This is a genomic window from Streptomyces sp. NPDC003393 (genome assembly GCF_053589015.1).
On record NZ_JBSFRB010000041.1, the window covers coordinates 48,000 to 62,407 of the forward strand.

The 14,408-nt window shown below is 69.1% G+C and carries 13 protein-coding genes; 9 read left to right on the forward strand and 4 right to left on the reverse strand.

The genetic code is table 11. The annotated features are described in order from the left end of the window. Positions 1 to 33 precede the first annotated feature (33 nt). Both ACWDUZ_RS30655 and ACWDUZ_RS30660 read right to left on the reverse strand, forming a co-directional pair. Positions 34 to 1,719, reverse strand: a complete 1,686-nt coding sequence (locus ACWDUZ_RS30655) for a hypothetical protein (RefSeq protein WP_451635061.1) — start codon at positions 1,717 to 1,719, stop codon at positions 34 to 36. A 147-nt stretch (positions 1,720 to 1,866) separates the two neighbouring features. Then, entirely contained in the window at positions 1,867 to 2,079 is a 213-nt protein-coding gene (locus ACWDUZ_RS30660; RefSeq protein ID WP_451635062.1) for a hypothetical protein, read from the reverse strand. 133 nt (positions 2,080 to 2,212) lie between these two features. Between ACWDUZ_RS30660 and ACWDUZ_RS30665 the strand changes: the two genes are divergently transcribed. Further along, on the forward strand, positions 2,213 to 3,187 hold the full coding sequence (locus tag ACWDUZ_RS30665) for a carbohydrate kinase family protein (RefSeq protein ID WP_451635063.1): 975 nt from the start codon (positions 2,213 to 2,215) through the stop codon (positions 3,185 to 3,187). A 28-nt stretch (positions 3,188 to 3,215) separates the two neighbouring features. Here the strand turns inward: ACWDUZ_RS30665 and ACWDUZ_RS30670 are convergent, their stop codons facing one another. Beyond that, positions 3,216 to 4,595, reverse strand: coding sequence for an aminotransferase class V-fold PLP-dependent enzyme (locus ACWDUZ_RS30670; protein ID WP_451635064.1), 1,380 nt, complete (start codon positions 4,593 to 4,595; stop codon positions 3,216 to 3,218). A gap of 353 nt (positions 4,596 to 4,948) precedes the next feature. On the opposite strand from ACWDUZ_RS30670, the gene ctaC reads away from it, so the two are divergent. The 4 genes from ctaC (at position 4,949) to ACWDUZ_RS30690 (ending at position 9,436) form a co-directional block, all read left to right on the forward strand. Further along, positions 4,949 to 5,908, forward strand: coding sequence for an aa3-type cytochrome oxidase subunit II (ctaC, locus tag ACWDUZ_RS30675; RefSeq protein WP_451635065.1), 960 nt, complete (start codon positions 4,949 to 4,951; stop codon positions 5,906 to 5,908). After that, a complete protein-coding gene (gene ctaD, locus ACWDUZ_RS30680; protein ID WP_451635066.1) occupies positions 5,905 to 7,641 on the forward strand; it encodes an aa3-type cytochrome oxidase subunit I in 1,737 nt (578 codons plus the stop codon). The genes ctaC and ctaD overlap by 4 nt, the downstream gene beginning before the upstream one ends. Then, positions 7,638 to 8,036 carry a cytochrome c oxidase subunit 4 gene (locus ACWDUZ_RS30685; RefSeq protein ID WP_451635067.1) on the forward strand — a complete coding sequence of 133 codons (399 nt, stop codon included), beginning with the start codon at positions 7,638 to 7,640 and terminating at the stop codon, positions 8,034 to 8,036. The genes ctaD and ACWDUZ_RS30685 overlap by 4 nt, the downstream gene beginning before the upstream one ends. Positions 8,037 to 8,176: 140 nt before the next feature. After that, on the forward strand, positions 8,177 to 9,436 hold the full coding sequence (locus ACWDUZ_RS30690; protein WP_451635068.1) for an Ig-like domain-containing protein: 1,260 nt from the start codon (positions 8,177 to 8,179) through the stop codon (positions 9,434 to 9,436). 79 nt (positions 9,437 to 9,515) lie between these two features. Here the strand turns inward: ACWDUZ_RS30690 and ACWDUZ_RS30695 are convergent, their stop codons facing one another. Beyond that, positions 9,516 to 9,914 (reverse strand): hypothetical protein, encoded by a 399-nt coding sequence (locus ACWDUZ_RS30695; RefSeq protein WP_451635069.1) that lies wholly within the window; start codon positions 9,912 to 9,914, stop codon positions 9,516 to 9,518. Positions 9,915 to 10,110: 196 nt separating this feature from the next. Here ACWDUZ_RS30695 and ctaE point away from each other — a divergent pair, with 196 nt between their 5' ends. From ctaE to qcrB, 4 genes are all read left to right on the forward strand, one after another. After that, positions 10,111 to 10,731 (forward strand): aa3-type cytochrome oxidase subunit III, encoded by a 621-nt coding sequence (ctaE, locus tag ACWDUZ_RS30700; RefSeq protein WP_358864437.1) that lies wholly within the window; start codon positions 10,111 to 10,113, stop codon positions 10,729 to 10,731. A gap of 61 nt (positions 10,732 to 10,792) precedes the next feature. After that, positions 10,793 to 11,602: a cytochrome bc1 complex diheme cytochrome c subunit gene (qcrC, locus tag ACWDUZ_RS30705; RefSeq protein ID WP_451635070.1), complete on the forward strand. Its 810-nt coding sequence runs from the start codon at positions 10,793 to 10,795 to the stop codon at positions 11,600 to 11,602. Next, entirely contained in the window at positions 11,599 to 12,657 is a 1,059-nt protein-coding gene (gene qcrA, locus ACWDUZ_RS30710; protein WP_451635071.1) for a cytochrome bc1 complex Rieske iron-sulfur subunit, read from the forward strand. Before qcrC ends, qcrA begins: the two co-directional genes overlap by 4 nt. Beyond that, on the forward strand, positions 12,654 to 14,291 hold the full coding sequence (gene qcrB / locus ACWDUZ_RS30715) for a cytochrome bc1 complex cytochrome b subunit (RefSeq protein WP_451635072.1): 1,638 nt from the start codon (positions 12,654 to 12,656) through the stop codon (positions 14,289 to 14,291). Before qcrA ends, qcrB begins: the two co-directional genes overlap by 4 nt. Positions 14,292 to 14,408: the final 117 nt, after the last annotated feature.

Genomic DNA, 14,408 nt, shown 5'->3' on the forward strand with positions numbered 1-14,408 from the left:
CCTCTCGCGTGTGCGTCCGGCGTCGCGTCCCGGTCACCTGACCGGTGCGCCCGAGGCCCGCGGCGGCGCGGGCAGCCGCGCTCCCGGCCGCTCCTGCGGGACCGGGCCGCCGTCCGACCCGACCACCGTCCGGTCCCCGAGCGGCCGGTCCAGGTGCACCGACCGGTGGTACTCCTTGGCGATCAGGATGCAGACCTTGTCCGGCCACGGGGTCTCGGTCACCGTGACGGTCACCCGGTCGGTGCTCTCCCGCGCCGACACCTTGTAGTCCGCGCACACCCCGCCCTCGAAGCTCACCGTCAGCTCGTCACCCTCGGCGGTGTAGCCCGACACCCGCACGTCACGGCTCGCCGGCACGGAGCCCGAACCGCTGGGCCGCGGCTCCGGCCGCACCGACGGCGCGCCCGGTGGGCTCAGGTACTCCGGGTCGACGGCCGGGTACGTCACCGTGAAGCCGTCCCGCCCGCCCGCTGTGCGCACCTCGAACAGCCAGGACGGCACCAGCGTCCGCCGCCCGTTCGAGGAGTGCGACGCCAGACCGAACACGGCCCGCTCGACGGTGAAGGCGTTCTGTCCGGTGACCTTCCCCGAGGCCCCGCACGGCGCCTCCAGCCGGTCCTTCAGCGGCACCGGACTGGCGCAGCCTCCGATGCCCATGCGGTGGTCCGTGCGCGGGGCCGCGTTCATCAGCTCCAGCGTCCTGCGCGCGCTCAGCACGGGATACGTCTCGCCCTTGACCGGCTCCTTCATCTGCCCGCTGCCGCCGACCACCTCGCCCTGCGGGCCGACGGTCAGGCCTGTCGTCCAGCCATAGGTCGGCAGGTCGTCGAACCGCGGATCGGCGTTGACGACCCGCTGGGCGCCCATGACCTGGCTCGCGTCCAGCTCGGCGTCGTCCTGCCCCAGCGCCTCGAGCACCGGAGTCGCCGCCTTCTCGGCCGCCGTCACGCTCACCGGGTGGCCGGTGTGCATGCCCGGGCCGGGTTTGCACACCGCGCCTTTGCAGTTGTCGGTGCCCGGCGCGTACCGGCTGAACGTCCAGGTCCCCGGCGCCTGCCGGTTCACCCGCAGCATCGGACCAGCCCCGTCCTTCCCGGTCCCCACCCGCCACGTCCGCCCGTCGGCCACGACGGTGCCCTCCACGCCGAGCGCCCTGGCCAGGCGGGTCACCTCGGCGCGGGTGACCTCGCCCCCCGGCTCGTACACCGACGCGGAGGCGGGCCCGGCGGGCAGCGTTCCGGCGGCGCGGTAGGTGGCGCCGTAGGGGTTGGGCTCGCCCGGTGCGATCCCGTTCGTGGCGCCCGTACTCCCCGCACGACCGGAGGTGTAGTCGTCGAGGACGAGCGGCGGGGGAGTGCCGTGGCCGCGGGAGGCTGCCGGACCCGTACGGTCGCCGGAGCCGTGGTACGCGCTCGTGGCGAGGTACGCCCCGCCGCCGCCCACCAGCAGCACGGCCGCGGCGACCGAGGCGGCGACCAGCGGAGGCCGGCCCCGGCCGAACCGGCCGCCACCGCCCCTGCCACTGCCGCCGCCGTCGCCTCCGTCACCCCCTCGGCCGTCGTCGCCTCCTCGGCCGTCGTCGCCCACGCCGCCGTCGCCGGCACTGCTCACCGGCGCGACCTCGGGCTCCGGCGCCTTCGGCGGTGCCGCGGTGCCCTCGGCGGCACCCGCGGCCTCGGCCGCCGCCGTGTCGTCGTGGTCGGGTCGCTCGGTGTTCACCGCATCGCTCCTTCGGCTGCACAGCTGTCCCTGCGGCCGACCCCGGCCCGGTCCTGACGAAGCAGCCGGCCCCACGGGTCGTACCCCGCCTCCCCCCTACGGGGGACAGCGATGGGACGCGGCGGGGGAGCGCGCGGTTCCCCGGTGTCAGTCCCCGTAGTCCGACATCGCGTCCAGCAGGCGGGCCGAGGAGTCCGGCACGTCCACGCCGTGGATGCGGGAAGGCGGCACCGGATGCCGGGATCCCCGGTCGGGAGCCGCCCAGTGCGGGGCCATCCGGGCGCAGTCCCCGCGAAGTGTCGCGAGATCGCCTTCCGGGTCGGCCGGAACAGGGGCAGCATGGACCGTGTGGTTCGTCATGGCCGCACCGTATGCACGGACGGGCATGCCAGGAAAGATCTACTATCGGGTAGTTTTGTCCGCTTCAGCGTCACCCGGCCACCGGGTAGCGTGAACTGTCAATCGTCTCCTCCCTCCCAGGAGAGTCCACGCCGTGCGCATCGCAGTCTCCGGCTCCATCGCCACCGACCACCTCATGACCTTCCCCGGCCGCTTCGCCGACCAGCTCGTCGCCGACCGGCTGCACACGGTCTCCCTCTCCTTCCTGGTCGACCAGCTGGACGTCCGGCGCGGCGGGGTGGCCGCCAACATCGCCTTCGGCATGGGCCAGCTGGGCACCCGGCCGATCCTGGTGGGTGCCGCCGGAGCCGACTTCGTCGAGTACCGCGCCTGGCTGGACCGGCACGGCGTGGACACCTCCTCCGTCCGCATCTCCGAGACGCTGCACACCGCCCGCTTCGTGTGCACCACCGACGCCGACCACAACCAGATCGGCTCCTTCTACACCGGTGCGATGAGCGAGGCCCGGCTCATCGAGCTCAAGACCGTCGCCGACCGCGTCGGCGGCCTGGACCTGGTCCTCATCGGCGCCGACGACCCCGAGGCGATGCTCCGGCACACCGAGGAGTGCCGTACGCGCTCCATCCCGTTCGCCGCCGACTTCTCCCAGCAGATCGCCCGGATGAACGGCGACGAGATCCGGATACTGCTGGACGGGGCGACGTACCTGTTCTCGAACGAGTACGAGAAGGGCCTCATCGAGACCAAGACCGGCTGGAGCGACTCCGAGATCCTCGGTCGCGTCGGCCACCGGGTGACCACCCTCGGCTCGCGCGGGGTGCGCATCGAGCGCGACGGTGCGGACCCGATCGAGGTCGGCTGCCCGGACGAAGAGCGCAAGGCCGACCCGACCGGCGTGGGCGACGCCTTCCGCGCCGGGTTCCTGTCCGGCCTGGCCTGGGGCGTCTCGCTGGAGCGTGCCGCCCAGGTCGGCTGCATGCTGGCGACCCTCGTCATCGAGACGGTGGGCACGCAGGAGTACCAGCTGCGGCGGGCGCACTTCATGGAGCGCTTCACCAAGGCGTACGGGGACGAGGCGGCCGAAGAGGTCCTCGCCCACCTGGGCTGACAGACCCCTGAGGGCTGTCCGACAGCCCTCAGGAGAGCCGGCGGACGACGTACGCCGTACCGTGGTCCGCCGGCTCCTCGCCCACGTACTCCTGCCCCCGCATCTCGCACCACGCCGGAATGTCCAGCCGGGCCGCCTCGTCGTCGGACAGCACCCGTACCGTGCCGCCGACCGGCACCTGGCCGAACACCTTGGCCAGCTCGATGACCGGGATCGGGCAGCGCTTGCCGAGAGAGTCGACGACCAGTTCTTCCCGGCGCACGCGGGCGGCGGGAGCCGACGGCGCGCCCAGCTTCTCCCGCACCCGCGCCACCGTCGCCGGCAGCACCTCCAGGAACCGCTCCACGTCCTCCTCCGGCGTCCCCGGCGGCAGTGACACCCGTACGTTGCCCTCGCTCAGCACCCCCATCGCCTTCAGCACATGACTGGGGGTCAGCGTGCTGCTGGTGCAGGAGGAGCCGGACGAGACCGAGAAGCCCTCGCGGTCCAGCTCGTGCAGCAGCGCCTCGCCGTCGACGTAGAGACAGGAGAAGGTGACGATCCCCGGCAGCCGGTGGACCGGATCACCGACCACCTCCACGTCCGGCACCAGCCGCGGCACCCGCCCCCGGATCCGCTCCGTCAGCTCCCTCAGCCGTACGCCCTCCGCCGCCGCCTCGGCCCGCACCGCCCGCAGCGAGGCCACCGCGGCCACGATCGCCGGGATGTTCTCGAACCCGGCGGCCCGGCCCGACTCCCGCTCGTCCACCGGCCCCCGGACCGCGAACCGCACCCCCTTGCGCACGACGAGCAGCCCCACCCCCGACGGACCGCCCCACTTGTGGGCGCTCGCCGCCAGCAGCGACCAGTCCCCGTCCACCGGTCCCCAGCCCAGTGACTGCGCCGCGTCCACCAGCAGCGGCACGCCCGCCGCCCGGCACACCTCGGCCACCTCGGCGACCGGCTGCTCGGTGCCCACCTCGTGGTTGGCCGACTGAAGACAGGCCAGCGCGGTGTCCGGGCGCAGCGCCTGCGCGTACGACGCGGCGGTCACCCTGCCCGCACGGTCGACCGGGACCTGGGTGACCGTCCCGCCCTCCGCCTCGTGCACCTCGGCCGAATGGAGCACGGAGGAGTGTTCGACCGCTGACACGATCAGGTGGTGTCCGGTGCGCCTGCGACCGGCCAGGGCCCCGGCGACCCCGGTGTGCACGGCCCGGGTGCCGGAGGAGGTGAAGCTCAGCTCGTCCGGCCGGCACTCCACCGCCTCCGCGGCCGCCTCCCGCGCCGCGTCCAGCAGCAACCGCGCCCGCCTCCCCTCCTTGTAGAGGCGTGCGGGATCGGCCCACCCCTCGTCGAGGGAGGCCAGGAGAGCCTGCCGGGCCACGGGATGAAGGGGAGCGGCGGAAGCAGCGTCGAAGTAGGCCACACGCCAACGCTACGACCCGTCGGGGTGCGGGCGAGCAGGGGGCGCGGGACCCTGCCGGTGTGCGGCTCCGCCGCGTGCCGCGCCCGACCCCGCTCGCGCGCGGTCGCCGCGGTGGCCCCGGTCCGGGCACGAGGCGCCTCGACTCACCGTCACATATCGCCCCAGCCAGGGGCATCCCACCCCTTCGGGGTGACCCGCGGCGCGTATGCCACCCTCCCCGCGACCCGCCGGAAGGCGTCCAGTAGGGTTTGGTCCGCATAAACATCCAAACCCCTGCCCGACGCAGGGCGGCGACCGACCAGCGAGAAGGCCGCAGCCGTACAGCGCGGGCGAGACTCTCGGGAAGGCGCTACGTGAGTCCCAACGGCTCCGACCGCTCGCCGCGGCGCCCGATGCGGCGGAAGCTGCTGCAGGCACTGACTGCGGGCCTGGTCCTGGCGACCGCGACCGGTTGCACATACAAGGACTTCCCCCGGCTGGGTATGCCCACCCCTGCCACGGAAGAGGCTCCGCGGATCCTCTCCCTCTGGCAGGGGTCCTGGGCCGCCGCGATCGCGGTCGGCGTGCTGGTGTGGGGTCTGATCCTGTGGAGTGCTTTCTTCCACCGGCGCAGCCGCACCAAGGTCGAGGTTCCTCCGCAGACCCGGTACAACATGCCCATCGAGGCCCTGTACACGGTGGTCCCGCTCCTCATCGTCTCGGTGCTCTTCTACTTCACGGCCCGCGACGAGTCCGAGCTGCTGGACGAGTCCAAGAAGCCCGACGTCACGGTCAACGTGGTCGGCTTCCAGTGGAGCTGGGCCTTCAACTACGTGGAGCCCGTCGCCGGTTCCACGGGTGACGCGAAGACCGACAAGAACCTGTCGGCCATCCCGGACCGGTTCAAGAACGACTTCCCGGCGAACGCCGGCGGCGTCTACGACATCGGTACGCCGGGCACGCGGAACCCGCAGAACGGCAACCCGGGTCCGACGCTGTGGCTGCCCAAGGGCAAGACCGTCCGCTTCATCCTCACCTCGCGGGACGTCATCCACTCCTTCTGGGTGCTGCCGTTCCTGATGAAGCAGGACGTCATCCCCGGCCACACCAACTCCTTCCAGGTGACCCCCAGCATGGAGGGCACCTACCGGGGCAAGTGCGCCGAGCTCTGCGGTCAGGACCACTCCCGGATGCTGTTCAACGTGAAGATCGTCTCTCCGGAGCGTTACGAGCAGCACCTCAAGGACCTCGCTAAGAAGGGGCAGACCGGTTACGTTCCCGCCGGCATCGCGCAGACGAGCCACGAGAAGAACCGGGAGACGAACAACCTGTGAGCATCCTCAACGAACCTCAGGGTGCCGCGGCGGCTGAGGGCTCTTACGAGAGCGAGCTGCCGGTCCGGCGCAAGCGACCCGGTAACACCGTGGTGAAGTGGATGACGACCACGGACCACAAGACGATCGGCACGCTGTATCTGGTGACGTCGTTCGCGTTCTTCTGCATCGGCGGCGTGATGGCGCTCTTCATGCGCGCCGAGCTGGCCCGACCGGGCCTGCAGATCATGTCGAACGAGCAGTTCAACCAGGCGTTCACGATGCACGGCACGATCATGCTGCTGATGTTCGCGACGCCGCTGTTCGCGGGCTTCACGAACTGGATCATGCCGCTGCAGATCGGCGCCCCGGACGTGGCCTTCCCGCGGCTGAACATGTTCGCCTACTGGCTGTACCTGTTCGGCTCGCTCGTCGCGGTGGGCGGCTTCCTCACCCCGCAGGGCGCGGCCGACTTCGGCTGGTTCGCCTACGCACCGCTGTCCGACGCGGTGCACTCGCCGGGCGTCGGCGGCGACCTGTGGATCATGGGTCTGGCCTTCTCCGGCTTCGGCACGATCCTCGGCTCGGTCAACTTCATCACCACGATCATCTGCATGCGCGCACCGGGCATGACGATGTTCCGCATGCCGATCTTCACCTGGAACGTGCTGCTGACCGCGGTGCTGGTCCTGCTCGCCTTCCCGGTGCTGGCCGCGGCGCTGTTCGCGCTGGAGGCCGACCGCAAGTTCGGAGCCCACGTCTTCGACGCCACCAACGGCGGTGCGCTGTTGTGGCAGCACCTCTTCTGGTTCTTCGGCCACCCGGAGGTGTACATCATCGCGTTGCCGTTCTTCGGCATCATCAGTGAGGTCATCCCGGTCTTCTCCCGCAAGCCGATGTTCGGTTACATGGGCCTGATCGGCGCGACGATCTCGATCGCGGGCCTGTCCGTGACCGTGTGGGCCCACCACATGTACGTCACCGGTGGTGTGCTGCTGCCGTTCTTCTCCTTCATGACCTTCCTGATCGCGGTCCCGACCGGTGTGAAGTTCTTCAACTGGATCGGCACCATGTGGAAGGGCTCGCTGTCCTTCGAGACGCCGATGCTGTGGGCGACCGGCTTCCTGATCACCTTCACCTTCGGTGGTCTGACCGGCGTCATCCTGGCCTCGCCGCCGCTGGACTTCCACATCTCCGACTCGTACTTCGTGGTGGCGCACTTCCACTACGTGGTCTTCGGCACCGTCGTCTTCGCGATGTTCTCCGGCTTCCACTTCTGGTGGCCGAAGTTCACCGGCAAGATGCTCGACGAGCGGCTCGGCAAGATCACCTTCTGGATGCTGTTCATCGGCTTCCACGGCACCTTCCTGATCCAGCACTGGCTGGGCGTGGAGGGCATGCCGCGCCGGTACGCCGACTATCTGGCGGCCGACGGCTTCACCGCGCTGAACACCATCTCGACGATCTTCTCCTTCGTGCTCGGCCTGTCGATCCTGCCGTTCTTCTACAACGTGTGGAAGACGGCCAAGTACGGCAAGAAGATCGACGTCGACGACCCCTGGGGTTACGGCCGTTCGCTGGAGTGGGCGACCTCGTGCCCGCCGCCGCGGCACAACTTCCTCACCCTGCCGCGGATCCGCAGCGAATCCCCGGCGTTCGACCTGCACCACCCGGAGATCGCGGCGCTCGACCAGCTCGAGAACGCCGGGCACGGGGAGAAGGCCCTCGCTGGCGGCAAGGAGGCCGGCAAGTGAAGATCCAGGGCAAGATGTTCATGTGGCTGAGCATCTTCTTCCTCATCATGGCCGTCGTCTATGGCGTGTGGTCGAAGGAACCGGCCGGCACCACGGCCCTCTTCCTGGCCTTCGGCCTGAGCATCATGGTCGGCTTCTACCTGGGCTTCACCGCCCGGCGTGTCGACGCGGGGGCTCAGGACAACAAGGAGGCCGATGTCGCGGACGACGCCGGCGAGCTGGGCTTCTTCAGCCCGCACAGCTGGCAGCCGCTGGCCCTCGGCGCCGGTGGCGCGCTGGCCTTCCTGGGCGTCGCCCTCGGCTGGTGGCTGCTGTACTTCGGCGCGCCGCTCATCATGCTCGGTCTGTGGGGCTGGGTCTTCGAGTACTACCGCGGTGAGAGCCGCACCCAGTAACACACGCTGAACGACAGGGAACCCGGACTCTCCCGACGGAGGGTCCGGGTTCCCTCGTTCGTCCGTACGCCACGGCCATGGATTCCCCCGTACGGACGACCCACCGTGCCGGAGTTGACGGAGCTACTTAGCGTGAAGTCATGAGCACCACCACTCCACGCACCCGCACCGTCGTCAGCTTCACCCTTCTGGTGGCCGCCCTCGGCGCGGGCGTCACCGCCTGTTCCTCGGACGGCAACCCACTGGCGGCCGACCCCTACGACGCGGCGGACCAGATCTCGTTCAGCGCCCCCACGGACCTGGGCAAGAAGGCCGACCCGGACAAGCCCCTGGTGGTCACTTCCGAGGACTCCGACGGGCGCATCACGGACGTCACGGTCGTGGACGACAAGGGCCGACGCGTCTCCGGTGAACTGGCCGCCGACGGCAGCCGCTGGCACAGCACCTCACCGCTGGCCGCCGGCACCCACTACACGGTCTCGGTCAGCACGGAGGACGACGACGGCGCTCCCGGCCGCAAGGTCCTCACCTTCGACACCAGCAAGCCCACCACCCAGAAGCACCTGAAGGTCACGTTCGGGCCGCAGGCGGGCACCTACGGCGTCGGCCAGCCCATCACGGCCGAACTCGACCAGCCCATCCACGACAAGGCGCAGCGCGCCGTCGTCGAGCGCGGCCTCCAGGTCGACTCCACCCCCGCCGTGCAGGGCTCCTGGTACTGGGTGGACGACAAGCACCTGCACTACCGCCCCAAGGAGTACTGGCCGGTTCACGCCACCATCGAGGTGCACAGCAACCTGGAGAACATCCGCATCGGCGACCGGCTGTGGGGCGGCGCCGCCGACCCCCTGACCATCACCACGGGCGACCGCATCGTCGCCGTCACCGACGCCGCCACGCACCAACTCACGCTGTACAAGAACGACGAGAAGGTCAAGCAGGTGCCGATCACCACCGGCAAACCGGGCTTCGACACCCGAAACGGCATCAAGGTCGTGCTGGCCAAGCAGGCGAGCGTACGGATGAAGAGCTCCACCATCGGCATCTCGGCGGGCTCCAGCGACTCCTACGACCTGACGGTCTACTGGGCCACTCGGGTGACCTGGAGCGGCGAATACGTCCACGCCGCCCCCTGGTCCGTCGGCTCCCAGGGCGTCGCCAACGTCAGCCACGGCTGCACCGGCATGAGCAACGCCAACGCCCAGTGGTTCTACAACACCATCCACATGGGCGACATCGTCCAGGTCGTCAACTCCAAGGGCGACCCGATGGAAGTCTTCAACAACGGCTTCGGCGACTGGAACATGCCCTGGCAGAAGTGGGTCCTGGGCAGCGCGCTGAACGCCTCGGGTTCGACGACCCAGTCGGACACGGCGAGGCTGCGCCCGCAGAGCCTGTGACGGCGCCCGGGACGGTCCGCGGTCCCCACGACCACGACGGCGGTCCGTCCCGCGCTCCCTGCGACCGGGCGTGCAGCCCTCAGGCGGCCAGGGCCTTCCTGCGCAGCAGGGACGCCAGTGCGGAGGCGAACTCCACCGGCTCCACCGGCAGGGCGACCGCCGCGTCGGCCCGGCTCCACGTGGCCAGCCAGGCGTCCTGCGGACGCCCGATGAGCAGCAGCACCGGCGGGCAGTCGAAGACCTCGTCCTTGATCTGCCGGCACATCCCCATGCCGCCCATGGGCACGGCCTCACCGTCCAGGACGCAGACGTCGATCCCGCCCCGGTCCAGCTCCCTGAGCACGGCCGCCGGGGTGGCGCACTCCACGAACTCGACGACGGGCGCGTCCTGGGCGGGCCTGCGGCCGGTGGCCAGCCGCACCTGCTCCCTGGTGCCCGCGTCGTCGCTGTAGACCAGCACCGTGGCGGTCGCCTGCATTGTTCCTCCACGCATCTCGTAAAGACACAGCTAGGGTCGGGAACTTCCGGGTAGCGATGGCGCGGATGCTACTCCCTTCGACTCCTGGTCAACACCGCCTGGAACGCCCCTTCGATGGGCCATCCGAGCTGGGCACACCCCGCAGACACTCCGAACGGCACCCCCCGGAGTGAGGGCGGGATAAGCGACCGACATAATGTCGGTCGTGGCGACAGCAACGACAGTAGAAACCGGGCACGCGCACCCGTCGGTCAACCGGCCGAACCTCACCAGCGTCGGAACCATCATCTGGCTGAGTTCCGAGCTGATGTTCTTCGCGGCCCTCTTCGCGATGTACTTCACCCTGCGATCGGTGACGGGACCCGATCACTGGAAGTCGATGGCGGACAGTCTCAACGTCCCCTTCTCTTCGGTGAACACCACGATCCTGGTGCTCTCCTCGCTCACCTGCCAGCTCGGCGTGTTCGCCGCCGAGCGCGGTGACGTGAAGAAGCTCCGGGGCTGGTTCATCGTCACCTTCATCATGGGTGCGATCTTCATCGGCGGTCAGATCTACGAGTACACGAGCCTGGTGAAGGAGGAGGGCCTGTCGCTCTCCTCCGACCCGTACGGCTCGGTGTTCTACCTGACCACCGGCTTCCACGGCCTGCACGTGACGGGCGGTCTCATCGCCTTCCTGCTGGTCCTCGGCCGCACCTACGCGGCCCGGAGGTTCACCCACGAGCAGGCGACCGCGGCCATCGTCGTGTCCTACTACTGGCACTTCGTCGATGTCGTCTGGATCGGTCTCTTCGCCACGATCTACCTGATCAAGTAGCCGACGAACCGATCCAAGTCCGCAAGCATCGACGCAGAAGATCCTGACACCGGGGTAATCCGTGAAAAAGCTCTCCGCACGACGACGCCATCCGCTGGCGGCAGTCGTCGTCCTACTTCTCGCGCTGGCGGCCACGGGGGGGCTGTACACCGCGTTCGCGCCCGCGAGCAAGGCGAAGGCCGACGAGTCCGCCCAGTCCCTCACCATCGAGGAGGGCAAGAAGCTCTACGAGGTCGGCTGCGCCAGCTGCCACGGCACCGGTGGTCAGGGCACCACTGACGGTCCGTCCCTGGTGGGCGTGGGCGCCGCGGCAGTCGACTTCCAGGTCGGCACGGGCCGCATGCCGGCCCAGCAGCCCGGCGCGCAGATCCCGAAGAAGAAGGTCATCTACAGCCAGGGCGAGATCGACCAGCTCGCGGCCTACATCGCCTCCCTGGGTGCCGGCCCCAACGTGCCGACGAAGAACGAGTACAGCCCGGAGGGCGCGGACATCGCCAAGGGCGGCGAGCTGTTCCGCACCAACTGCGCGCAGTGCCACAACTTCACCGGCAAGGGCGGTGCGCTCACGCACGGCAAGTTCGCCCCGGACCTCGAGGGCGTCGCGCCGAAGCACATCTACGAGGCCATGCAGACCGGCCCGCAGAACATGCCCTCCTTCCCCGACACCACGCTGTCGTCGAAGAACAAGAAGGACATCATCGCGTACCTGAACGCGGTCAACGGTGACGAGACGGAGAACCCCGGCGGTCTGGAGCTGGGCGGCCTCGGGCCGGTCAGCGAGGGTCTGTTCGCGTGGATCTTCGGTCTCGGCGCGCTGATCGTCGTCGCCGTGTGGGTCGCCGCCCGGACCGCAAAGGCCAAGAAGTCATGAGTAGCCAAGACATTCCAGAAGAGAACCTGCCTGCCGAGCAGGGCGCGGCGCACGGCGCCGTGAAGGTCGCGGACGAGAGGAACCCGTTCGCCGACCCGGGCCTGCCGCCCCACGAGCACCGGATCCAGGACCTCGACGAGCGGGCCGCCAAGCGGTCCGAGCGCACCGTCGCCCTGCTGTTCACGGTGTCGATGCTGGCCACCCTCGGCTTCATCGCCTCCTTCGTGACGATCCCGAACGACGAGTCGATCTACGTCTTCCCGATCGGGCACGTCAGCGCGATGAACTTCGCGCTGGGCCTGACCCTGGGCGTCGCGCTGTTCTGCATCGGCGCGGGCGCGGTCCACTGGGCCCGCACCCTGATGTCCGACGCGGAGATCGCCGACGAGCGTCACCCGATCGAGGCGTCCCCCGAGGTCCGCACGAAGGTCCACGCCGACTTCAAGCAGGGCGCCAAGGAGTCCGCGATCGGCCGCCGTCCGCTGATCCGCAACACCCTGCTGGGTGCGCTCACGCTGGTGCCGCTGTCCGGCCTGTTCCTGCTGCGCGACCTCGGTACGCTGCCCGGCACGAGCCTGCGCCACACCATGTGGGCCAAGGGCAAGCGCCTGGTCAACATGAACACCAACCAGCCGCTGCGTCCCGAGGACGTCGCCGTCGGTTCGCTCACCTTCGCCAAGCCCGACGGCCTGGAGGAGGCGGACGAGGACTTCCAGACGGAGATCGCCAAGGCGGCCCTGATGATCGTCCGGCTCCAGCCGGACAACATCAAGGACAAGCGCGAGCTGGAGTGGTCGCACCAGGGCATCGTCGCGTACTCGAAGATCTGCACCCACGTCGGTTGCCCGATCTCCCTGTACGAGCAGCAGACGCACCACGTGCTGTGCCCGTGCCACCAGTCCACCTTCGACCTCTCCGACGGTGCCCGAGTGATCTTCGGCCCCGCCGGTCACGCCCTGCCGCAGCTGCGCATCGGCGTGGACAGCGAGGGTTACCTCCAGGCGCTCGGCGACTTCGAGGAGCCCGTCGGTCCTGCATTCTGGGAGCGCGGATGAGTACTACAGCGAGCCACACGACCCGCTCGCGCGGGAAGGAACCGGCCGGCGAGAAGCTCGCCGACTGGGTCGACGGCCGGATGGGCATCTACAGCCTGGCCAAGGCCAACATGCGCAAGATCTTCCCCGACCACCCGTCGTTCATGCTGGGTGAGGTCTGCCTCTACAGCTTCCTGATCATCATCCTCACGGGTGTGTATCTGACGCTGTTCTTCCACCCCTCGATGAACGAGGTGGTGTACCACGGCAGCTACGTCCCGCTCCAGGGACAGCTGATGAGCGAGGCGTTCAACTCGACCCTGCACATCTCCTTCGAGGTGCGTGGTGGTCTGCTCATCCGGCAGATCCACCACTGGGCGGCGCTGGTCTTCCTCGCCGGCATGTTCGTGCACATGATGCGCGTGTTCTTCACCGGCGCGTTCCGCAAGCCGCGTGAGATCAACTGGATGTTCGGCTTCCTGCTGTTCGTCCTCGGCATGTTCACCGGCTTCACCGGTTACTCCCTGCCGGACGACCTGCTCTCCGGCACCGGTGTCCGCTTCATGGAGGGCGCGATCCTGTCCGTGCCGATCGTCGGCACGTACCTGTCGTTCTTCCTCTTCGGCGGCGAGTTCCCCGGTCACGACTTCGTGGCCCGGTTCTACTCGATCCACATCCTGCTGCTGCCGGGCATCATGCTCGGCCTGGTGGTCGGCCACCTGATCCTGGTCTTCTACCACAAGCACACGCAGTTCGCGGGCCCCGGCAAGACCAACAACAACGTCGTCGGCATGCCGTTCATGCCGGTCTACATGGCCAAGGCCGGAGGCTTCTTCTTCCTGGTCTTCGGTGTCATCGCGGCCATCGCGGCGGTCGCGCAGATCAACCCGATCTGGGCCATCGGCCCCTACCGTCCGGACCAGGTGTCCACCGGAGCCCAGCCCGACTGGTACATGGGCTTCTCCGAGGGCCTGATCCGTACGATGCCGGGCTGGGAGATCAACTTCTGGGGCCACACCCTCGTGCTGGGCGTGTTCGTCCCGCTGGTGATCTTCCCCTTGGTCCTGGTGGCGATCGCGGTCTACCCGTTCCTCGAGTCCTGGGTCACCGGCGACAAGCGCGAGCACCACATCCTGGACCGACCGCGCAACGCCCCGACCCGCACGGCCTTCGGCGCCGCGTGGATCGCGTGGTACTTCGTGCTGCTGGTCGGCGGTGGAAACGACCTGTGGGCCACCCACTTCCACCTGTCGATCAACGCCATCACCTGGTTCGTGCGGATCTCGTTCTTCGTCGTGCCGGCCATCGTGTTCGTCATCACCAAGCGGATCTGCCTCGGCCTGCAGCGCCGGGACAAGGAGAAGGTGCTGCACGGCCGCGAGTCGGGCATCATCAAGCGCCTGCCGCACGGTGAGTTCATCGAGGTGCACGAGCCGCTCAGCCAGGAGCAGCTGTACACCCTCACCGCTCACCAGCAGTACGAGCCGGTCGAGCTCGGTCCGACGGTCGACGAGAACGGCGTCGAGCGGAAGATCTCCGGCACGCAGAAGCTGCGCGCCAAGCTCAGCGGCGCGTTCTACGGCGAGGACAGCCAGATCCCTAAGCCGACCGTCGAGGAGTACAAGGAGATCACGAGCGGCCACGGCCACCACTGATCACTCAGTCCGAGCGTCGCCACGCCACGGCCGAAGGGCCCCGTCCGAACCCCGGACGGGGCCCTTCGCGGTGCGTCGGGCTGGATAGGGTGGAGTCGTTCGAGATGCGCGTCCCGC

Coding starts and splice junctions, on each gene's coding strand:
- ACWDUZ_RS30695 (WP_451635069.1), bottom strand. CDS start 9,914: ATGCAGGCGACCGCCACGGTGCTGGTCTACAGCGACGACGCGGGCACC.
- ctaE (WP_358864437.1), top strand. CDS start 10,111: ATGTCGGTCGTGGCGACAGCAACGACAGTAGAAACCGGGCACGCGCAC.
- qcrA (WP_451635071.1), top strand. CDS start 11,599: ATGAGTAGCCAAGACATTCCAGAAGAGAACCTGCCTGCCGAGCAGGGC.
- qcrB (WP_451635072.1), top strand. CDS start 12,654: ATGAGTACTACAGCGAGCCACACGACCCGCTCGCGCGGGAAGGAACCG.
- ACWDUZ_RS30690 (WP_451635068.1), top strand. CDS start 8,177: ATGAGCACCACCACTCCACGCACCCGCACCGTCGTCAGCTTCACCCTT.
- ACWDUZ_RS30660 (WP_451635062.1), bottom strand. CDS start 2,079: ATGACGAACCACACGGTCCATGCTGCCCCTGTTCCGGCCGACCCGGAA.